Source organism: Rhizobium sp. BK512 (assembly GCF_014194915.1).
GTDB lineage: Bacteria > Pseudomonadota > Alphaproteobacteria > Rhizobiales > Rhizobiaceae > Rhizobium.
Map to the genome: position 1 here is coordinate 282,246 of NZ_JACIAS010000002.1, position 19,191 is coordinate 301,436.

The following is a 19,191-nucleotide window of genomic DNA, read 5'->3' on the forward strand; positions in this document are numbered from 1 at the left end:
GGGAGAGCAGGATGATAGACCTTTCCTATGAGCGCGACATTACCGGCCTTCTGGTGGTCGATCCCTATAACGACTTCATCTCCGAAGGCGGCAAGATCTGGCCGCGCATCCAGGCCGTGGCCGAGGCCAATAACTGCGTGCCGCATATGCTCGAGGTGCTGACGGCAGCACGCGAGGCAAAGCTTCCGGTATTCTTCGCCATGCACCACCGCTATCGCGAGGGCGATTATGAAAACTGGAAATACATCGCCCCCATCCAGAAGCTCGCCTGGAAACGCCGCACGTTCGAATTCGGCACCTGGGGTGGCGAGTTCAAGGCTGAATTCGTGCCGGCGTCAGGTGAGGTCGTGGCCTCGGAACATTGGTGCTCCAGCGGCTTTGCCAATACCGACCTCGACAACCAGCTCAAGCGGCGAGGCATTCACCGGCTGATCGTCATCGGCCTGATCGCCCATACCTGCATCGAGGCAACGGTCCGTTTCGCCGCCGAGCTCGGCTACGACGTGACGGTCGTGAAGGACGCGATCGCCGACTATTCCGACGAGATGATGCATGCCGCACTCGTCATCAACATGCCGAACTATGCAAGCGCCATCGTGACGACGCAACAGGTCGTCGCGGCGATCAAGGCGGCGCAGAGCACCGAGCCCGCGTGAACGGGCAGGGCGCCTTGCGCCCTTTTCGGCAGTCGCAGTTTCAATCAAACTTTCAAAGGAGAAAATCCATGGATCAGCATTCGAAGGTGCTCTACACGGCCAAGACCCATACGAGTGGCGGGCGCGAAAACGGCGTTGCGCGCAGCTCCGATGGCCGCCTCGACCTGCGCCTCTCCGTGCCCGGCTCGGCGCGGATCGGCACCAACCCCGAACAGCTCTTCGCCGCCGGCTGGTCGGCCTGCTTCGAAAGCGCAATCGGCATCATCGTGCAGAAGAGGAAGATCGCATTGTCAGGCGATGTCACGATCGATGCGGAAGTCGATCTCAATCTTTCCGATGCCGGCTATTTCCTGACGGCACGGCTCAATGTCGGCATTCCCGGCGTGGAGCGCGACGTGGGCCAGTCGCTGATCGAGGAGGCGCATCAGATCTGCCCCTATTCGAAGGCGACGCGAGGGAATATCGACGTGATGATCCGGCTGGTTTGATTGGGGCAGGACTGAAGGGAGGGTGTCTTGCCAGCCGCGCCCCGTTCAACGCCAAGGCCGCCTGCCACCCGAAACCTTACCGCGGCCGCCTGATCGCCCGCACCTTGCCGCTGCCGCCGCCGCCTGCGTAGAAGACATCGGCCCCATCGGATTCCAGCCCGGAAACACCGGTGCCCTCGGGCATCTCCAGCCGTTCGAGCACGTCGCCGGTCTTGGGGTCGATGCGGCGCAGGTCGCTCTTGTCGTCCTGCCAGGTGGCGTGCCAAAGCTCGCCGTCTACCCAGGTGACGCCGGTGACATGGCGCTTGGATTCGATAGTGCGCAGGATCTTGCCGGTCTCCGGGTCGATCTGGTGGATGCAGTTTTCCCGGTACTGGCCGACCCAGAGGCTGCCTTCGCACCAGGCCATGCCGGAATCGGCGCCTTTGCCGGGGGCAGGGATGGTCGCGACTACCGCGCCGGTCTCGGGATCGATCTTGCGGATCTTGTCTTCGGCGATCTGGAAGATGTAGCGCCCGTCAAAGGCGGTGCCGGCATGGGCGGCGACATCGATCGCACGCAGCTCGGCGCCGCTCTCAGGGTCCAGCGCCCGCAGGTTTTCTCCCGCCGCAAACCAGACCTTGCTGCCGTCATAGGTGACGCCGCCGATGTTGCGCGTGCCCTCGAACGGTCCGTATTCCCTGATGATCTCTGCCTGTGATGTCTTCATGGCGCTCCATCCCCTTTCTCACCGGCTCTTTGCCTGGTGCAATTCCGGTCGCAAAACCGCTGCGCACTCTTGCCGGAACTACTTTTAATCGCTGGGCAGCGGACCCGGGAGTAACAATGTTGTCGGGAAGCCGACGACCGGCGGCATCATCCAGCGCCGCGCCCTGCCATTGCCGAAATACTGCACCTTGCCGGCGTCCTGCAGCGCTTCCAGCGCCCGCTGCACCGTGCGTGGGCTCAGGCTCAGGGCAATTGCCAGAGCCGTGCTCGACCAGGATTCTCCATCGGCGAGAAGCGCCAGCAGCGAGGCGTGCTCCTCCTCGACCGGCGGGGCGAGCACGACGACTTTGCGCCCGTCCTGCGGCAGCAGCATGAAGCCGTGGCTCGTCGCCTTGACCTCGGCAAGATCGGCAAGTGCAGCCCGCAGCCGGCCGATCTCGACGCGCAGGCGCGCCCGGTGGGATTCATCGGCGTGGCGGGCGCGGAAGGCGCGGGCGAGGAGAACCGAGCGCAGGACATCTGACGGTGCGGCCTCGGCGAGCGTGCGGGCGAGCGCAAACAGCACAGGGCGGCTTGCGAGCGGCACGATCGCGCTGCCGGCGCGCACCACGTTGCGGCAGGCATCGATGACGAGCGTATCGGAGGCAAGCAGCGCTTCGACCTCCTGAAGCTGCAGCAGGCGCTGGGTGCCGCCGTCGATCAGGCGGGCGGCCGGCGCCTCCAGGGCCTTTGCCGCCTCTCTCACTTCGACGGCAAGTGCCGGTATGCCGGCTTTTTGCGCCGCGTCTGCCGCCTGGGCCAGTGCCTGGCGCGCAGGCTCCGTGCGCAGCCGGCGGATTGCGACACCGGCGACGGCAAGTTCATGGCCGGCGCGGGCAGCCGGCGGCAGCGGCGAGGGGTCGAGATCGGCGAGCAGCTTTTCGGCAGCATCGAGATGGCCGATCAGGAGGAGGCGGCGGATCTGCAGGTTGCGGGCGTGCGCCGCGTTGACGCGGTCGCCGCGTCTTTCGAGCGTGAGGCGCGCGCCTTCCAGCGCCTTTTCCGGCCAGGCGAGATCGCGCGAGACCAGAGCGATTTCGGCTTCGGCCACGATGCAGCGGGCGCGCGCCACGGCCTCGCGCGGGCCGAAGGCATGGGCAGCGCTCTTCAGCAGTGCCTTGGCGCGGGCGAGATCGCCGAGCTGGGCCATGGCGATGCCCCGAAGGGCGAGCGCCGGCGGGTCGTCGCGCAGCGCCACGCGCTTCATCGCCCCCAGCGCATCGCCCACCGCCAGCGCCTGTGCGGCAGCTGTAATCAGCGAGTCCATCGGAATCCCGTCACACTTGTAACTCCCACCCCTCGGCAACAAGACCTAGTTTATTCCCCATCGGCAGGCAACGGCCCGCCGTCGGATACGTTTCAACGCAATGAGAGGAGAAGACCCATGATGATGCACAAGACCGGAACACGGGCGGAATGGCTGCAGGCGCGAATTGCGCTCCTGGAACAGGAAAAGGAACTGACGCGCCGCAGTGACGAGATCGCTGCAAAGCGCCAGGAACTGCCCTGGGTGAAGATCGACAAGGAATACAAGCTGGAGACCGAAGCCGGCATCGTGCCGCTTGCCGACCTCTTCAAAGGCCGCTCGCAACTGCTCGTCTATCACTTCATGTTCGGCCCAGATTACACGGCCGGCTGCCCGTCCTGCTCGTCGATCGCCGATGGCTTCAACGGCGTCACCGTTCACCTCGAAAACCACGATGTCGCCTTCAGCGCCGTTTCCCGCGCGCCGCTCGACAAGCTTCTCGGGTTCAAGAAGCGCATGGGCTGGACCTTCGACTGGGCCTCGTCATCAACAAGCGATTTCAACCGCGACTTCAATGTCTGGTTCACGCCGGAGGAACAACAGAGCGGCGGCATCGAATATAACTTCCGCCGCGAACCGCCGATCCCGGCCGTGCTGCAGCAACAGAAGCCAGGTGGTGAGCAAAGCCCGGACGACCTCATCTCCTCGATGACCGGCACCGATATCAAAACCTTCGCCCGTGAGCGGCCGGGCCTCAGCGCCTTCGTAATGCAGGGCGGCGATATCTACCATACCTATTCCTCCTATGCCCGAGGGGTGGATGGCGTGTGGGCCATGTACCAGTGGCTCGATCGCGCGCCGCTGGGCCGCAACGAGGAAGGCGTCTGGTGGCGCCACCACGACCGCTACGAGGCAGCGTAATGCGCCCGTCAGTCTCCACAGGAGCCGGCAATTCCGCCGGCTCCATCCTGTTATCCGGCATTGCGCGCGGGCTAACTTTTGCGGCGGCGCCGACATTTGCCGTCATGGCCGCACTCTCGGCAAGCGAGCCGGCGGCCGACGTGATCTGCTCGATGGCTGGCATGCAGATGGATGGGTCACCGCTCTTCAGCGGCATGGTGCCGATGTATCTGCTGATGGGACTGTTTCATGTCGGTCCCTGGCTCAGATGGATGGGCGGCGAGGGAAGTTTCCGCCGCCCGTGAGACGGCACGAATTCGGTTTCCTTTACGGAAACCAGGACATAACGGCGTCTCGCTCTCAGGATGTCCAGGATCACCCTGATCGAGTTCTCTGCGACGGTGGCTGCAGGCTCGTTTTTTAATGGCGTTTTTCAAAAGCTTGACCGCCGCCAAGGCTGTCGAACCTGTTCCTGCTGTTCGGTCAAGGAGACAGGGTGTATATTAGTCGATCGTAATTTGCAGCAAGGAACAGCAAGATGCGCGGGCTCGTGGCAAGCGTGTTCATCTATCTGATTGCTCTTACAAGTTCCCATGCTGGTCCGCTTCATGACGCGGCCGGCAAGGGCGACCTGGCTGCGATCGCGGCAGCCCTTGATGCGGGGGCTGACATCGAGGAGCTGGACAAGGGAGCCACACCGCTATTTCTAGCCGTTCGCAGCGACCATCCGCAGGCAGCAGAATTGCTGATCGAGCGCGGGGCGAATGTGAACCACGAGTCGGCGATTGGCCTGCCTATTACGGGTGCCGTCCTGAAGGGTTCCCCCGAGCTCATCCGGATCCTGTTGGCGCACGGTGCCGATGCCAATGCGGCAGCGCGGGGCGAGCGCATGCTGCATTTCGCAGTCGCGAGCGGGTGTCTGGACTGCGTCAAGCTCCTGGTTGAAGCCGGTGCCGACGTCAACGCCATATGGGTCCGTGGCGATCCCGCGCGCCTGCCAAGCATCATCACTGCCTATCACCTTGCAAGGCACGACGATCATGCCGATATCGCCGACTACCTGTTGGCCCACGGCGTCATCATAAAGAAGCCCGAGCCGATTTCCGCAAAGCTGGCAAATGGCGACCCGGCGAAGGGTGCAACATTCTTCGCATCCAATTGCGCCGGCTGTCATGTCAAACGTCCGCAGGATGTGCCCAACAAGGGGCCGAACCTGTGGAACGTTGTGGGACGGGACAAAGCCTCGACGAAATTCCCAGGCTACTCGCGAACCCTGTCGGACTGGGAAGGGCCATGGACCTACGAGGACCTCAATATCTTCATCGCAGGACCCTCTCTCACGATGCCAGGCGTGAATATGGACGTTCGCGGCGCACCCGAAGAAGCCGATCGCGTCAACGTCATCGCTTATCTGAGAACACTCAGCGACAATCCTGTCCCGCTGCCCTGAACAGTTTCGAGGGCACGTTATGACCAACCCCCTCAATCCAATCGCGCCAACGTGATGGAACACGGTCAGCTATCCTGACGTTTCCGCCTCGCTGTCTGACGGCAGCATGCCCACCCTGACACCCCTTCCGACGGCATCCGGAATTGCCCGCTCGCCGCCGCTTTCGGACGGAGGAAATACATATGTCCGCATTGGCAAGCCTGCGCGCGCTCACCCCGCAGCAGTGCAATACCGTGATCGCCAGCTATCTCGGCTGGATGCTTGACGCCTTCGATTTCTTCATTCTCGTTTTCGTTCTCAAATATATCGCCGAGGAGTTTCATACCGACGTTCCCGCGGTGTCCGTGGCGATCTTCCTGACCCTTGCCATGCGGGCGCTCGGCGCTCTGATCTTCGGGCTTGCGGCAGACCGTTACGGGCGGCGCATCACGCTGATGGTGGATGTGATGCTCTATTCGCTCTTCGACTTCCTCACCGGTTTTTCGACCGGGCTCACCATGTTCCTGGTTTTGCGTGCCCTCTATGGCATCGCCATGGGCGGGGAGTGGGGTGTCGGTGCCTCACTCGTCATGGAGACAGTGCCGGAGGAGAGCCGCGGCATCGTGTCGGGCATTCTGCAGGCAGGTTATCCCTCCGGCTATCTGCTCGCCTCGCTGCTGTTCTTCCTGCTCTTCCCCGTCATCGGCTGGCGCGGCATGTTTTTCGTCGGCGTCGCTCCGGCGCTGCTCGTGCTCTATATCCGCCGCAACGTTCAGGAGAGCCCGGCTTTCGTGAAGCGACAACAGCAGGGGCGCCGGCCGTTTCTCACAGTGCTGCGCGAAAACATTCCGCTCTTCATCTGGGCGGTGCTGCTGATGACCGCCTTCAACTTCTTCAGCCACGGCACGCAGGATATCTACCCGACCTTCCTCGAAAGCCAGCGCAACTATTCAAGCTATACGGTTGGCGCGATCGCCATCGTCTACAATATCGGCGCCATTCTTGGCGGGCTGTTCTTCGGCGCGCTGTCGCAACGCATCGGCCGCAAGCGGGCGATCGTCATCGCCGCACTGATTGCCGTGCCCGTCGCGCCGCTCTGGGCCTATGCACCGGGGCCGGTGCTGCTCGCGCTCGGCGCCTTCCTGATGCAGTTCTTCGTCCAGGGCGCCTGGGGCATCGTGCCTGTACATCTCAACGAGCTTTCGCCAGACGAGGTACGCGGCACATTCCCCGGCTTCGCCTACCAGCTCGGCAATCTGCTGGCCTCGGGCAACGCCACGATGCAGGCGGACCTCGCCGCCCATTGGAACGGCGACTACGCTTATGCGTTGGTTACAGTGGCGGTGATCGTTGCCATCGTCGTCGCAGCGCTTTCGGGCCTGGGATACGAGAAGAAGGACGTCCGCTTCGGCACGGAGGAGGCCGAGGAGCCGCATGGCGCGATGCGAGTTTAGCGCTGCCTGTGGCTGTGAAGGCCGGCGGCCAGGGCTGCCGGCCTTTCCTTGTGGGCCACGGGCAGGCGTGCGCCAGGCGAGGCCTAGTTCTTCCAGGTATTTCTGATCCCGCCCGGTTTTTCCTTTTTTAAGATCATTGTCCTACCTTTTGCCGGCGCCGGTTCTATATTGCGTACCGCCGCGAGGGTTCATGGATAGTAATTTCGCCTTCCTGCTGCCGGTCATGATGCTGATTTTCGGCTGCACCTTTCTGATCGTCGGCCGGTTCGGGTCGCGGGAAGCGAAGTTGTGGGGGCCGGGTTATCTTTTCGCGTCGGCAGCCTTCTCCGTTCCGCTTTTCGACAGCCTGCTGCAGGAGCGCGTTGCTTCCGCCATCGCCGATGCGTTGTTCCTTCTCGCGTTCGTCTTCTATTCCGGCGCCATGCTGGCCCGATTCCAACGGCCTTCCTATCTCCAGCCGCGCCTTGCCTTTGCCGGTGTGACCTACGCGGGCATGCTCTATGCGGGGCTGGTGGCCGGCAATGTTCCGGCGGAGTTTCTGCTGAACGATCTCGCCTGTGCGGCGCTGCTCGGCTTTGCCGTCACCGTCAGCCTGCGGCACATGCGCCATACGGCCGACAAGCTGCTGCTTGTCGTCTCCAGCCTCGTCATTGCCGATACCATTATCCGCAATGTCATCTTCGTCTTCGTGGTACCATCCTATGGCGGCCACGGAGATTTCATCTCTTCGCAATATGCTTTCGCCATGCAGGCGTCGACATCCATCCTGGCGCTGATGTTTGCGCTTTCAGCCCTTGCTGCAACGACGGTCGACACCATTGCAATGCACCGCGATATCGCCGAGCGCGATCCGATGACCGGCATGCTGAACCGGCGCGGCTTCGACCGCATGGTGGCAGAGCGCGGCCGGGCCGAAGGCTCCGTCATCATCTGCGACATCGACAATTTCAAATGGGTCAACGATACGCTCGGCCACGGACCGGGCGACGAGGTGATCCGCGCCTTTGCTGAAATGCTGTTGGCGCGGATGCCGGAGGGCGGTTTCGCGGCGCGGTTCGGCGGCGAGGAATTCGTGATCTTCCTGCCGGCAATGCCGCTGGCCGCAGGCGCCGATTTCGCCAACCGGGTGCGGCTTGCCTTTGCGGCCGTCGACCGCAAGGCGAGCGGCTTCGACGGCAAGATCACCGCCAGCTTCGGTGTCGCCGGCGCCGACGCCGCCGATCATTCCCTCTACGAGCAGATCGCCCGCGCCGACAAGGCGCTCTATGCGGCCAAGGAAGCCGGGCGCAACAAGGTGATGGTCGAAGGCGAGCCGCCGCGCGACATGTCCAGCCCGCGGGTGGTGTCGGTCAATAGGGGCTGCTGAGCGACTGCGCTTGCTTCTGCCCGTCACGAGAGAAGTCGCCTTCACGCTCTATTTCTTGCTGCAAACCTTGACCGCAGCCTTGAGCGAAGCTTCATCCATCAGCGTGTCATCGCCGCTGACGGAAGCGCCTGCGTTCGCTACCGCAACCAGCGCCCGCAGATGCTCATCCGGTGAACCCGGAAAGCGTTTCTTGTTTCGCGCAAGGATATTGGCAAACTCGGTCGTCAGATATCGCTTGTCGCTTTCATCCAGCGGCAACGATTGAAGATCGATCTTGCCGAGAACGGTATTCAGGCGGCGTAAGGCATCCTGCTGACGTGTCTGCTGCGGGATATAGCCATAGCAGTTCGTCGTAAACATATAGCGGATCAGATCAGATACCGAGACGGGACCATCAAGCTTGAACAGCGGGACGATCCTGGCCTCGCACAGGCGCCCGCACGGGATTCCTTCCTCCAGATTGACGACCTTCCGGAACCCCTCGGTGCCGCCAAACACGTTCTCCAGATCGAGTTCATAAAGCTTGTAAAACCTTTCCGCCAGCGTCGTCGCCGGGTTCCGCGTCCTGATCACCTGCCACCACGGTGCGATCTTCTTCTCGAAACCGCGCATCTCCGCGATGTAGGAATTCTCGATATACTGTCTGCCGCAATTGCTCTGCAGCGCAGCTTCGATAGCGGGCCGCATCCTGTAGAAACGATCCCATTTGTTCTTGTCGCCCTTCAAGTCGTAAGTGGAGAAATGAGCATTATCTTTAAGGAACGTAAGATCCGCGTCGGAGATGCCTGGCGAGACATGCTCTTTACGTGAGCAGGCAATGATCTTGTTCAACGTCGACAGGCTATCCTTCGGCCGTGTAGCAAGGTCGAATTGCGAAAGCCCAAAGCTGAATCCGTTTGTATGGCTGTCCATTTTCGCGTCGGTAAACTGCAACGCGCCGCAGCCCCCGGAAAGCTCGTTGACCATCAGTATATCGTGAAAGTCACGCTGCAGGTCGTTATCGAGCCGGCCTCGGGCGTGGTCCGCCAATGCTTTCTCGATATCGCATTTCTGCTTGTTGATGTCGAAAGACGGAGTTTGCGCGGCAGCAAAAGGCGCGCTGAAAAGAACGAATGCAGTCAGAATCCAAGTAAATCGCATCTTGCCCCCCAAGAATATCCCCAGCGTTTCATAGCAGTGGTTGCTGCTGGTGTATTGGACTATCTTTGGTGGAAAAAGATAAATTTCGATCTTCGGGACTAGTCGAGCCGTGCCTGAAACTATGCAATCCGCTTTTTGGTGTTTGCAGTGGACGCATTCCTTCATTTCTGACGCCCATCCCAACGATTTCAATAGATTACAAATCGTCCATGTCGGAAAATCGCCGTATTTCCTACACCTTGCCGTCGCAATTGACTGAGACCCTGTCACGATCTGGTGATGAGGAGGTGAATGGTCATGAGCCTGTCTTTTCCGACGATGGCAGCGATCCGGTTCGGTTACGGGCTGCGGCCGGGCGAGGCTCTGCCGCAGACGAAGGATGATCTGATCGGGCAGGTGACGCGCGGCGCGAACAGCGTGCCGGGCTTTCCCGTCGGCGGTATCGAGGCGCGGCATACGCAGATCCTCGATCTGCAGGACAGGCTGAGACAGATCCGGCAGGCCGATGGCGACGATCTCGACCGGCGGCAGCAGCGGCGGCTGTTGCAGCGCCGCGCGCAGGTGCTTTTCCAGATGGATGCCAATGCGCGGTTGATGCAGGCGGTCCTTTCCCCCGATGGTTTCAACGAGCGGCTGGCCACGTTCTGGACCAATCATTTTTCCACCAGTGCCGCCAAGAGCCTGCCGATGCGGCTGATCGTGCCGCTTTACGAGGCAGAGGCGATCCGGCCCTATATGGGGGCCAGGTTTTCGACGCTGTTGCGCAGCGCCACCGAGCATCCTTCGATGCTGATCTATCTCGATCAGGCGCAGTCGCTGGGGCCGGAATCCAAGGGCGGCATGCGGCGCAACAAGGGGCTGAACGAAAATCTCGGCCGCGAGCTTCTGGAACTGCATACGCTTGGTGCCGGCAGCGGCTATACGCAGGCCGATGTTCGCTCTGCAGCCATGGTGCTGACGGGGCTCACTGTCGACCAGCAGGCGATGGAGACGGCTTTCAGGCCGCAGATATCCGAGCCCGGCGAACATCAGGTGCTCGGTGTCAGCTATGGCGGGGTCAAGCGCTCGCGCAAGGATTACCTTGCCATGCTCGACGATCTCGCGGTCCATCCGAAGACGGCCGCTCATATCAGCCGCAAGCTCGCAGTGCATTTCATCTCCGACCAGCCACCGGAGGAGATGACCCAGGCCATGAGCGAAGCATGGAAGAAGACGGATGGGGATCTGCCTGCCGTCTACCGCGCCATGCTCGACCATCCGGCCGCGTGGCGGGATGAGGGCGCCAAGGCGCGCCAGCCTTTCGATTATATCGTCACTGGCTTGCGGGCGCTGAACAGCGGTTCTGGCGCGGGCGATGTCGCGGCCTTCATGCAGGCCTATCAGCAGGACGATGATGACAGTGACGAGATGATGGCAATGCCGAAGAAGGATGCAGCGCCCGCTGCCGACGGGCAGGCCATGATGCAGACGCCGCCGAGCCCCGAGGACGAGGCGCTCATCAAGCGACGCAAGGCCTTCCAGATGGCGCGTGCGCTCGGGCAGGGCGCTCTGCGCCGCATGGGCCAGCCGACATGGCTACCGCCAAGCCCCGCCGGCTTCGAGGAGAGTTTTTCCGCCTGGATCACCGCGAGCCAGCTCTCCGAGCGACTGTCCTGGGCGCGGCGCGCCAGTGCCCAGTTCGGCAAGGATGTCGATCCGCGCGACTTCCTGAAGGCAACGCTTGCCGATGCCGCCCGCGACGAGACGATCCGCGTCGTCTCGCAAGCGCCGAACAGGGTGAGCGGACTGACACTGGTTCTCGCGTCCCCCGAATTCAACCGCCGATAGGAGCCCGTCATGACAGAGTTTATGCTTTCACGCCGTGGTTTTCTGACATCGGCTTGTTGCCTTGCCGCAGCCCCCATTTTTACACCGGTGACCTTTGCGGCGATGCCGGGCGACAAGCGCTTCGTGACGATCGTGTTACGCGGGGCGATGGACGGGCTCGATCTGGTGCAGCCCTATGGCGATGCCGGCTTTGCGGCCCTGAGGCCAACGCTGTCGCTGACGCCGGACAAGGGGCTTCTCGATCTCGACGGTCATTTCGGGCTCAATCCGGCGGCGGCCGACCTGATGCCGCTGTGGAAGAGCAAGGAGCTTGCCTTCGTGCATGCTGTTTCCACGCCCTATCGCGACCAGCGCAGCCATTTCGACGGGCAGGACATGCTGGAATCCGGCGGCGAGCATGTGGCCGAGGAAAAGACCGGCTGGCTCAATCGGGCGCTTGCCGTGATCCCGCGTTCGGATGCGCGCAAGGCGATCGACGTCAATACCTCGACCGAGCTGATCCTGACCGGGCCGAACAATGTCGACGTCTGGGCCTCGGATTCCAATCTCGGGCCGGCCAGGGACGAAATGCAGTTCCTCATGCGGCTCTATGCCGGCGACCCGGCGTTTGCGAAAGCAATGGATGAAGCGATGCGCGCCAACAGCGCTTCCATGATGGCGGAACCATCGGCCCAGCGCGGCGAGAAGATCACCGATGTGGCTGTTCTTGCCGGCAATATGCTGAAGGGCGAGTACCGCATCGCCAGCTTCTCGATTACCGGCTGGGATACGCATGTCGGCCAGCTTAACCAGTTCAAGCGGCCGGTGCAGGATCTGGCGCAGGCGATCACGACGCTGAAAGCCACGATGGGGCCGGATCTGTGGTCGAAGACGGTCGTGCTCGCCATGACCGAGTTCGGCCGCACGGTGCGTGAGAATGGTTCCGGCGGAACGGATCACGGTACGGGAGGCTGCGCGGTGTTGGCGGGCGGGGCGATCGATGGTGGGCGCATACTCGGCAAGTGGCCGGGGCTTGGGGATGCAGCGCTGCTCGACGATCGCGACCTCATGCCGACGGCAGATGTGCGCGAGCTGGCGGCGGCGATGCTCTACCGACAGTTCGATGTGTCGGCTGATGATCTGACGGGGAAGATTTTCCCGGGATTGAGTTTCGACAAGGGATCACAGTTCCTGCGGGCTTGAGGCGAGGATTTTCGCAACCTCCATCAGTCCCATGCTTGTCGCAGGACGGGAAGAGAGACCTCAAATCAAATCATACAGCCTGAAAATCCAGGTGATCTGATAGAGCAGGCCCGCACTTACGAATACAGCATGAAACCGCCGGTTCGCCGTCCAGGCCGCCACGATGCACAGCGCGATGAACACCGCATTCCTCGCCGGGTATTCCCAGCCTAGTGCTGCCAGATACGCCTTGCCCTTGAGCAGCGTATCCAGAAAATCCACCACATAGGTCACGGCCAGCATGCCGAAGAACCAGCGCCGCCGCGAGATGAAATATTCCTCGTAGCCGCCGTAATCCTCGATCGTCGTCGGAAAGATCAGCACGCAGAGGAAGAAGAACAGGCAGCAGAAGCTGATAAGGAAGAGGTAGACGCCGAAGGAGATCACGGCGAGCGACTGCAGGCGATATTCCCACCACCAGAAATGGATGATGAACAGGAACATCGAGGCGACCCAGCCGAGATGCACCCAATAGACCCGGAATTTGCCGGGTGATTGCACGATGCCGCCGAGGCCGGTCAGCAGGCGGGCGAGCGAGAGGCCGATCACCATCGACATCACGGTGCGGATGTAGACGTAGACTTCCGGTGTCGCCGCTGCCTGCATCATCTCACTCCTGGGGGACGACCTTGGGTTTGCCGTCTTCGTCGAGCGCCACCATGATGAAGGTGCCGGCGGTGACCTTTTCCTGCTGGTTATAACGCGAGCGGTGCGCCCAGGCTTCCACCCGCAGCGTGATGGAGGTGCGGCCGACGCGCTCCACATGGGTATAGATGGAGAGCGTATCGCCGATCTTGACCGGAAGTTCGAAGGCCATTTCCTTGACCGCGGCCGTGACGACGCGACCCCTTGCTCGCTCGGCGGCGCGGATGCCGCTTGCCAGGTCCATCTGCGCCATGACCCAGCCGCCGAAAATATCGCCGGCCGGATTGGCGTCTCCGGGCATGGCAAGCGTACGCAAGGTAAGTTCGCCTGTCGGCTTGGCATCGGTCATCAAGGGCTCCCATCTCGCCGGTGATTCATCTGGAATCACCCTAATGCAAAGGCCAAGTGGTGCGGAAGCCCGTAAAAACGCCGGATTCGACAATGCCCCCTAAAAAATGGTGGCCCGTCGCGGAAAAATCATGACCATCGAAATTTCCTTTTGATTCAGATACTTGAAGCTCAAATGCGTGCCGTGCCCATTTGCCTCACGTAGCGTTATTTCATCAAGATCTAATCAAGTTTTACCGTCCGGTAAGCGGCTCATATCAGTATCTGCTGATTGTCACACATGAGAGCTGCCGGAACCCCATGCGCAACATCAGGATTTCTACCCGCCTTTACGGCCTCGTCGCCTTCGCACTTGTCGTGCTTGCCGCGACGATGATCTTCTTCCTCAACTATTCCTATCGGCAGCTGGAAGCCGAGCGAAAAGCCGGCCTGGCACAGATGGATGCTACCGCGCTGGCCATCTTCGACAAATATTACAAGCTTGAGCAGGCCGGCACGATGACCCGCGAGCAGGCGCAGGCGGCCGCCAAGGAAGTGATCGCTTCCATGCGCTATGGCGGTGGCACCGGCTATTTCTGGATCAACGACATGCATCCGACCATGGTGATGCATCCGGTCAAGCCCGAACTCAATGGCACGGATCTGACGCAGAACAAGGATCCGAACGGCAAATTCCTGTTCGTCGAATTCGTCAATACGGTGAAGACAAGCGGGCAGGGCTTCGTGGATTACTACTGGCCGAAGCCGGGTGCCGATCAGCCGGTCCTCAAATATTCGCATGTGGCGGGCTTCCAGCCCTGGGGCTGGGTCGTCGGTACCGGCGTCTATGCAGACGACCTTGCAGCGCTCTATCGCCAGAACGCCACCTGGACGGCGGTGGTCGGCCTTATCGGCGCCCTCGTTACCCTCGCCTTCGCCTATGCGATCGTGCGTAGCGTGACGGCCCCGGTCGCCCGCCTGAAAGAGGCGATGAATGCGATTGCCGATGAAAATGCCAGCGTCGACATCACGGATGCCGATCGTCGCGACGAGATCGGCCAGATGGCGAAATCGCTGATCGTGCTGCGCGACTCCGTCGCCGAGCGGGCCGAACTGCGCGTTCGCGAAGATGAGCGCCAGCGGGAGATCGAAGGTGAGCGGCGCGGCAACGAGGCGAGCCTGCGCTCGTCCTCCGAGCGCCAGACGGCGGCGATGCGCGCGCTCGGCGCCGGGCTGGAGCGGCTTGCGGCCGGCGACCTGACGGTTTCGATCGACGATATCGGTCAGGATTATGCCAAGCTCCGTTCCGACTTCAACGCGGCAGTCGACGCACTGAACAGTGTCATCAACGCGATCGCGGAATCGAGCCACATCGTCAATGACAGCGCCCGCGATATCAGCGACGCGACCAACAACCTCTCCAAGCGCACCGAGCAGCAGGCCGCGGCGCTGGAAGAAACGGCAGCGGCGCTCGACGAGATCACCGCGACGGTCCGCACGGCTTCCGAGCGCGCCAACGAGGCACGCACCATGGTGGCGGAAACGAAGACGAGCGCCGGCAAATCCGGCGAGATCGTCCGCAACGCCGTCTCGGCCATGAGCCGCATCGAGGATAGCTCGAGCCGCATCAACCAGATCATCGGCGTCATCGACGAGATCGCCTTCCAGACCAACCTCCTGGCGCTGAACGCCGGCGTGGAGGCAGCGCGTGCGGGCGAAGCGGGCCGCGGCTTTGCCGTCGTGGCGCAGGAAGTGCGCGAACTGGCGCAGCGCTCGGCCAATGCGGCCAAGGAGATCAAGGCGCTGATCTCGAGTTCTGCAACCGAGGTCGAAGGCGGCGTGGCGCTGGTGCGCTCCACCGGTGACGCACTGGTCGAGATCGAGGCGCTGGTCAACCGGGTCAACGCCCATGTCGACTCGATTGCGACGGCCGCCCGCGAACAGGCGACCGGGTTGCAGGAGATCAACACATCGGTGAACCACATGGACCAGATGACCCAGCAGAATGCGGCAATGGTCGAAGAAACCACGGCCGCCAGCCAGACCCTGGCCGAGGAAAGCCAGCAGCTGCGGTCGCTGTTGTCGAAGTTCCAGCTGCGCGGGCAGGCCGGGCAGGGTGCGCGGTACGGCCGGGCTGCCTGATAGCGGGTGACGATCTGACGAGAAAGGGCCGCGGCATTGCGCGGCCCTTTCTTTTATTCCAAGGCAGATCAAAGGAAGGCGTCAGCCGATACCGTGCTGTTTCAGGAGTGCCTGCTCGTCGCCCGAAACCCAGCCGAAGACTTTCGCTTCTCCATCCAGAACCTGCACGAGATAGTGGACATCGAAGTCGATTTTCGTGTCCGGTTGGCTCCCACGGACATAAGTCGCCCTCCAGGCGACATGCGCCACACAATGGCTCTCATCGATCGATGAGAGACGGACATGGCGAAGCATCATATCCTTGGTGCCAATGGCGCGATAACGCTCATACCCCTTCGCCATCATGCGCTTGAGCTCATCGTCATTCTTGCCGGACATGACCCCGGAAGGCGAGGCGGCGATGACATCCGAGGCATAGAGGGAGGCGACCTCACCCATATCGGCTTTGCCCGCGAGCCCCTGGCGGAACAGGTGTTCATACCGCTCGAACAGTTTCCTTACTGCTGCTTCCATAGGCTGGTTTCCTGATGGACCGGGCTCATGATGCAGTAGCTATGGTGCTGGCCGGGAATACCAATAGGGCTCGAAGCGGGATTGGCATTTGCCGGGTCGGCCCGCCCTTGGTGCGGGAGCACATGAACCCACGGTGCGGAGATACCTCTCTAGCGAGTGCAAGCGCTCGGGATCAGCCAATCTCCACACGTAAAGCTTTCATTCACCGTTTTTAACTAAATTTGAATCGAGGTTTTCAGATCACAGGCCGCATGCGGAAGCGATAAGTATGGCGTTTCTTTCCCTTCTCCAGCGTACCGCCTTGCCACTCCTGCTTTCTGCGGCATTGACGACCTGTTCGATCAGCGACGGGCTGGTGCCGCCCGAGAATGTCGATAGCAGCACGCGCGTCAGTTCCATCACGCCGCCGCGGGGCGGAGCGTTGCGCATGGCGCCGGTCCAGAGCCAGCAACCTTATCCCGCAGCCAGCGCGCCGGTCGGCAATACGCAGGGACAGATCGATTATCTCGATACGCCGAACCTCGCCGGCACGAGCCAACAGATGCGCCCGCCCGGACAACAGTCGGCCCCGATGGCCGCGCCGCAACAGGGGCAGCGGCGCCTGCCCATGATCGACAGCGACGAGGCGCTCGCGCAGCAGGGCCAGCCGCAACAGGCGCCGAATGGCAACTGGGGCGGCGTGAAGCCGCTCGCCATCCCCCAGGGCGGCGTCAACATGGATTCGGAACTTGGTGCCGGGCAGGGCAACGAGCAGGTCGTCGGGCTGGCGCAGGACGAGCAGCAGCAGATCGCCGAGGGCAATGCCACCGAACCTGTCGTCGACGGTATCGGCACCGATAACCCGACACAGCTCAACCAGGGTCGCCTGCCGCAGCCGGTTGCCGCCGCGCAGATGAGCCGCGCGCCGATGCGCGCTGCCGGCAATCGCGCCCAGACCTGGAGCGACGGCAGCCCGGTGCTGGCGCCGACGCGCGTGCCGGAAGAGGATGAGCCGGAAGAGGTCGCCATGCTGCGGCCGAACAATCCGATGATGAGCGAACCTGCCGCACCGATCGACCCCGGCGTCATGCCGGCCTCGGAGCTCTCCTGCCGGCGCGAATTGAAGCGCATGGGCGTGATCTTCGATGACCGCCCGCCGATCTCCAACGGACCGGCCTGCCAGGTGCCTTATCCTGTGTCCCTGAAGGGCCTTTCAGGCAATATCGGCGTCAAGCCGGCGGTGACCCTGAATTGCCAGGTGACGCTTGCCTTCGCCAAATGGGTGAAGAACGAACTCGCGCCTTCGGCCCGCTTCCGTTACTGGACCGGCATTCAGACGATCGTCCCGCTTGGCGGCTATTCCTGCCGGCGCATGAACAACAGCCGCCAGCGATACAATCCGATTTCGGAACATGCGAAGGGCAACGCCATCGATGTCGGCAAGTTCGTACTGAAGAACGGTCATGAGATCGACGTGCGCAAGAAGGGCCTGTTCTCCTTCCGCGAAGGGCGGCTTCTGAAAGCCGTGCGCACCGACAGCTGCAATTACTTCACGACGGTGCTCGGCCCCGGCTACAATCCCGAACACTACAACCATTTCCACTTCGATCTCATGTCGCGCAGGGGCGGAAGATCCGTCTGCAAGTAGGTTGATATCACGGGAAGGTCTGCGTCACCTCGATCACGCCGACGATGGCAGCGTTGAAGCTGTCCATTTCATCAGCGGGTATCCAGTATTCGAGATGTGCCCGACCGCCGGCTTCCTGTACCGCGTATCCGTCGAGATAGTCCTTTCGGACCTCGAATCTCGTAACGAATCCTGCGCCGCTACGAGGCACGTTCCAGTCACGGGCGATCCTGACGGCATAGTCCTGAGAAAGCACCGGATAGAAGATCGGCTGGTCGGGCAGGCGGGGCGGAAATCCGCGCATGCCAAGATCGCGGATGAGCGCTAGTTCCTCTGGACCAACCGGACGCCAGAGGGTGATTGTTTCGATGGCGTCGCTCATGTCCTGTCCTCGTTGGTCGTCTCTTCGGTCAAGGTCTTTGCCGGCAATGCTGCGGTGTCGCAGATCGCCTTTTCGAGGGTCGAGATCAATACGGTGCCGAGATCGCTGACCGACTGGATGATCTGTGCATTTTCATAGTAACCGGTCGTATCGTGGCCGATGCGGAGCCCGTAAAGCCTGATGTCGTCGGCGGCTTCTACGCGTCCGATTACCTCGCGCAGGTGACGGTCGAGAATGGTGTCCTCGTTGTGGAAGAGCGTTGCATCATCGACAGGTGCACCATCGGAGAGGACAATCAGCGCCTTTCTCTTCTTCTTGTTTGCTGCCAGCCGATCCACCGCCCATTCGAGCGCTTCACCGTCGATATTCTCTTTGAGCAGGTCCGGGCGAAGCATGGGTTCCAACGCACGACCTCCGCCTGACCAGTGGGGTGCGGCCGCGGATTTATAAATGATATGCAGAGTATCGTTCAGGCGTCCAGGCAATCGCGGCCTGCCCCTGCTTCGCCAGAGTTGGCGGGATTTGCCGCCCTTCCACCGGACGGTCGTAAAGCCGAGCAGTTCAGTAGCGATGCCCAGATTCTTGAGGAAATCCAGCGCAATGTCGCACGCTGCTGCCGTGAGCAATATGTTCTGTCCCTTCATCGAACCCGATTGATCGACGAGAAGGGTGATTGCCATCTCCGACAACTCCTCAGCGGTCTTTGCCGCACGAATGCGGTCCGATGCCGCCAGTGCCTTGACGGTCGCGCCGGTTCGCCAATCCGTCAGCGCATAATTGAACGTTCGGCAGGCACCCAGATATTGGATCTGGTCGGCGCCTTCCAATTTGCCGAGAACCGTATGCAGCTTGTCTGCATCGATGACGATATCGAATTGCCGGGTGTAGATGCGATAGGCGTCCGCGTCGGGGTGCCCTTCGGGCGCCGCGACGGAACTGGCTCTGGTCATTTTCGTCTGGCTTTTAAAACAGGATTTAAGGCGTTGCAGAGCGCGAAACATGGATAAAACTTTTGGAGCGGCGGTACGACCGCTAGATGGCATGGAGAATTTGCCGAAGTCTACAACTTACTGTCGTGACAGCGGCATGTCGCATACTTCTG

The 19,191-nt window shown here is 61.7% G+C and carries 19 protein-coding genes; 11 read left to right on the forward strand and 8 right to left on the reverse strand.

Annotation, left to right across the window (positions count from 1 at the left end; translation table 11 throughout):
- The first annotated feature begins 11 nt into the window (after positions 1 to 11).
- Both FHX06_RS07260 and FHX06_RS07265 read left to right on the forward strand, forming a co-directional pair.
- Positions 12 to 656, forward strand: a complete 645-nt coding sequence (locus FHX06_RS07260) for an isochorismatase family cysteine hydrolase (RefSeq protein WP_183878741.1) — start codon at positions 12 to 14, stop codon at positions 654 to 656.
- Positions 657 to 724: 68 nt separating this feature from the next.
- Positions 725 to 1,144, forward strand: coding sequence for an organic hydroperoxide resistance protein (locus FHX06_RS07265; protein ID WP_183878742.1), 420 nt, complete (start codon positions 725 to 727; stop codon positions 1,142 to 1,144).
- A gap of 76 nt (positions 1,145 to 1,220) precedes the next feature.
- Here the strand turns inward: FHX06_RS07265 and FHX06_RS07270 are convergent, their stop codons facing one another.
- On the reverse strand, positions 1,221 to 1,853 hold the full coding sequence (locus FHX06_RS07270; protein WP_112968367.1) for a PQQ-binding-like beta-propeller repeat protein: 633 nt from the start codon (positions 1,851 to 1,853) through the stop codon (positions 1,221 to 1,223).
- 84 nt (positions 1,854 to 1,937) lie between these two features.
- Positions 1,938 to 3,158, reverse strand: a complete 1,221-nt coding sequence (locus FHX06_RS07275) for a helix-turn-helix domain-containing protein (protein WP_183878744.1) — start codon at positions 3,156 to 3,158, stop codon at positions 1,938 to 1,940.
- Positions 3,159 to 3,275: 117 nt separating this feature from the next.
- Here FHX06_RS07275 and FHX06_RS07280 point away from each other — a divergent pair, with 117 nt between their 5' ends.
- The 5 genes from FHX06_RS07280 (at position 3,276) to FHX06_RS07300 (ending at position 8,286) form a co-directional block, all read left to right on the forward strand.
- Positions 3,276 to 4,058 carry a DUF899 domain-containing protein gene (locus FHX06_RS07280; RefSeq protein WP_183878746.1) on the forward strand — a complete coding sequence of 261 codons (783 nt, stop codon included), beginning with the start codon at positions 3,276 to 3,278 and terminating at the stop codon, positions 4,056 to 4,058.
- On the forward strand, positions 4,058 to 4,342 hold the full coding sequence (locus tag FHX06_RS07285) for a hypothetical protein (RefSeq protein ID WP_183878747.1): 285 nt from the start codon (positions 4,058 to 4,060) through the stop codon (positions 4,340 to 4,342). The genes FHX06_RS07280 and FHX06_RS07285 overlap by 1 nt, the downstream gene beginning before the upstream one ends.
- 233 nt (positions 4,343 to 4,575) lie before the next feature.
- Positions 4,576 to 5,487: an ankyrin repeat domain-containing protein gene (locus FHX06_RS07290; RefSeq protein WP_183878749.1), complete on the forward strand. Its 912-nt coding sequence runs from the start codon at positions 4,576 to 4,578 to the stop codon at positions 5,485 to 5,487.
- A 182-nt stretch (positions 5,488 to 5,669) separates the two neighbouring features.
- On the forward strand, positions 5,670 to 6,920 hold the full coding sequence (locus FHX06_RS07295; RefSeq protein ID WP_183878751.1) for an MFS transporter: 1,251 nt from the start codon (positions 5,670 to 5,672) through the stop codon (positions 6,918 to 6,920).
- A 190-nt stretch (positions 6,921 to 7,110) separates the two neighbouring features.
- The gene (locus FHX06_RS07300) at positions 7,111 to 8,286 is read left to right on the forward strand and encodes a GGDEF domain-containing protein (RefSeq protein WP_113015675.1); all 1,176 of its coding nucleotides are present in this window, start codon (positions 7,111 to 7,113) and stop codon (positions 8,284 to 8,286) included.
- Between the two features lie 48 nt (positions 8,287 to 8,334).
- Here FHX06_RS07300 and FHX06_RS07305 read toward each other — a convergent pair whose 3' ends face one another.
- On the reverse strand, positions 8,335 to 9,438 hold the full coding sequence (locus FHX06_RS07305; RefSeq protein ID WP_246715510.1) for a hypothetical protein: 1,104 nt from the start codon (positions 9,436 to 9,438) through the stop codon (positions 8,335 to 8,337).
- 285 nt (positions 9,439 to 9,723) lie between these two features.
- Here FHX06_RS07305 and FHX06_RS07310 point away from each other — a divergent pair, with 285 nt between their 5' ends.
- Positions 9,724 to 11,253 carry a DUF1800 family protein gene (locus FHX06_RS07310; RefSeq protein WP_183878753.1) on the forward strand — a complete coding sequence of 510 codons (1,530 nt, stop codon included), beginning with the start codon at positions 9,724 to 9,726 and terminating at the stop codon, positions 11,251 to 11,253.
- Between the two features lie 9 nt (positions 11,254 to 11,262).
- A complete protein-coding gene (locus FHX06_RS07315) occupies positions 11,263 to 12,435 on the forward strand; it encodes a DUF1501 domain-containing protein (RefSeq protein ID WP_113211602.1) in 1,173 nt (390 codons plus the stop codon).
- A 60-nt stretch (positions 12,436 to 12,495) separates the two neighbouring features.
- Here the strand turns inward: FHX06_RS07315 and FHX06_RS07320 are convergent, their stop codons facing one another.
- Both FHX06_RS07320 and FHX06_RS07325 read right to left on the reverse strand, forming a co-directional pair.
- Positions 12,496 to 13,080: a hypothetical protein gene (locus FHX06_RS07320; RefSeq protein WP_112968400.1), complete on the reverse strand. Its 585-nt coding sequence runs from the start codon at positions 13,078 to 13,080 to the stop codon at positions 12,496 to 12,498.
- Between the two features lie 4 nt (positions 13,081 to 13,084).
- The gene (locus FHX06_RS07325) at positions 13,085 to 13,468 is read right to left on the reverse strand and encodes an acyl-CoA thioesterase (RefSeq protein ID WP_112547587.1); all 384 of its coding nucleotides are present in this window, start codon (positions 13,466 to 13,468) and stop codon (positions 13,085 to 13,087) included.
- A 299-nt stretch (positions 13,469 to 13,767) separates the two neighbouring features.
- On the opposite strand from FHX06_RS07325, the gene FHX06_RS07330 reads away from it, so the two are divergent.
- Entirely contained in the window at positions 13,768 to 15,588 is a 1,821-nt protein-coding gene (locus FHX06_RS07330; RefSeq protein ID WP_113211603.1) for a methyl-accepting chemotaxis protein, read from the forward strand.
- A gap of 81 nt (positions 15,589 to 15,669) precedes the next feature.
- Here the strand turns inward: FHX06_RS07330 and FHX06_RS07335 are convergent, their stop codons facing one another.
- Positions 15,670 to 16,101 carry a nuclear transport factor 2 family protein gene (locus tag FHX06_RS07335; RefSeq protein ID WP_113211604.1) on the reverse strand — a complete coding sequence of 144 codons (432 nt, stop codon included), beginning with the start codon at positions 16,099 to 16,101 and terminating at the stop codon, positions 15,670 to 15,672.
- A gap of 268 nt (positions 16,102 to 16,369) precedes the next feature.
- On the opposite strand from FHX06_RS07335, the gene FHX06_RS07340 reads away from it, so the two are divergent.
- Positions 16,370 to 17,728: an extensin family protein gene (locus tag FHX06_RS07340; protein WP_183878755.1), complete on the forward strand. Its 1,359-nt coding sequence runs from the start codon at positions 16,370 to 16,372 to the stop codon at positions 17,726 to 17,728.
- A gap of 7 nt (positions 17,729 to 17,735) precedes the next feature.
- Here the strand turns inward: FHX06_RS07340 and FHX06_RS07345 are convergent, their stop codons facing one another.
- Both FHX06_RS07345 and FHX06_RS07350 read right to left on the reverse strand, forming a co-directional pair.
- The gene (locus tag FHX06_RS07345; RefSeq protein WP_113211606.1) at positions 17,736 to 18,089 is read right to left on the reverse strand and encodes an ADP-ribosylation/crystallin J1; all 354 of its coding nucleotides are present in this window, start codon (positions 18,087 to 18,089) and stop codon (positions 17,736 to 17,738) included.
- Positions 18,086 to 19,039: a cobaltochelatase CobT-related protein gene (locus FHX06_RS07350; protein ID WP_246715511.1), complete on the reverse strand. Its 954-nt coding sequence runs from the start codon at positions 19,037 to 19,039 to the stop codon at positions 18,086 to 18,088. The genes FHX06_RS07345 and FHX06_RS07350 overlap by 4 nt, the downstream gene beginning before the upstream one ends.
- Positions 19,040 to 19,191 lie beyond the last annotated feature (152 nt).

Excerpts from the sequence above, each read along its gene's own strand:
- FHX06_RS07260 (WP_183878741.1), top strand. The coding sequence starts at position 12 with ATGATAGACCTTTCCTATGAGCGCGACATTACCGGCCTTCTGGTGGTC.
- FHX06_RS07265 (WP_183878742.1), top strand. The coding sequence starts at position 725 with ATGGATCAGCATTCGAAGGTGCTCTACACGGCCAAGACCCATACGAGT.
- FHX06_RS07270 (WP_112968367.1), bottom strand. The coding sequence starts at position 1,853 with ATGAAGACATCACAGGCAGAGATCATCAGGGAATACGGACCGTTCGAG.
- FHX06_RS07275 (WP_183878744.1), bottom strand. The coding sequence starts at position 3,158 with ATGGACTCGCTGATTACAGCTGCCGCACAGGCGCTGGCGGTGGGCGAT.
- FHX06_RS07280 (WP_183878746.1), top strand. The coding sequence starts at position 3,276 with ATGATGATGCACAAGACCGGAACACGGGCGGAATGGCTGCAGGCGCGA.
- FHX06_RS07285 (WP_183878747.1), top strand. The coding sequence starts at position 4,058 with ATGCGCCCGTCAGTCTCCACAGGAGCCGGCAATTCCGCCGGCTCCATC.
- FHX06_RS07290 (WP_183878749.1), top strand. The coding sequence starts at position 4,576 with ATGCGCGGGCTCGTGGCAAGCGTGTTCATCTATCTGATTGCTCTTACA.
- FHX06_RS07295 (WP_183878751.1), top strand. The coding sequence starts at position 5,670 with ATGTCCGCATTGGCAAGCCTGCGCGCGCTCACCCCGCAGCAGTGCAAT.
- FHX06_RS07300 (WP_113015675.1), top strand. The coding sequence starts at position 7,111 with ATGGATAGTAATTTCGCCTTCCTGCTGCCGGTCATGATGCTGATTTTC.
- FHX06_RS07310 (WP_183878753.1), top strand. The coding sequence starts at position 9,724 with ATGAGCCTGTCTTTTCCGACGATGGCAGCGATCCGGTTCGGTTACGGG.
- FHX06_RS07315 (WP_113211602.1), top strand. The coding sequence starts at position 11,263 with ATGACAGAGTTTATGCTTTCACGCCGTGGTTTTCTGACATCGGCTTGT.
- FHX06_RS07320 (WP_112968400.1), bottom strand. The coding sequence starts at position 13,080 with ATGCAGGCAGCGGCGACACCGGAAGTCTACGTCTACATCCGCACCGTG.
- FHX06_RS07325 (WP_112547587.1), bottom strand. The coding sequence starts at position 13,468 with ATGACCGATGCCAAGCCGACAGGCGAACTTACCTTGCGTACGCTTGCC.
- FHX06_RS07330 (WP_113211603.1), top strand. The coding sequence starts at position 13,768 with ATGCGCAACATCAGGATTTCTACCCGCCTTTACGGCCTCGTCGCCTTC.
- FHX06_RS07335 (WP_113211604.1), bottom strand. The coding sequence starts at position 16,101 with ATGGAAGCAGCAGTAAGGAAACTGTTCGAGCGGTATGAACACCTGTTC.
- FHX06_RS07340 (WP_183878755.1), top strand. The coding sequence starts at position 16,370 with ATGGCGTTTCTTTCCCTTCTCCAGCGTACCGCCTTGCCACTCCTGCTT.
- FHX06_RS07345 (WP_113211606.1), bottom strand. The coding sequence starts at position 18,089 with ATGAGCGACGCCATCGAAACAATCACCCTCTGGCGTCCGGTTGGTCCA.
- FHX06_RS07350 (WP_246715511.1), bottom strand. The coding sequence starts at position 19,039 with ATGACCAGAGCCAGTTCCGTCGCGGCGCCCGAAGGGCACCCCGACGCG.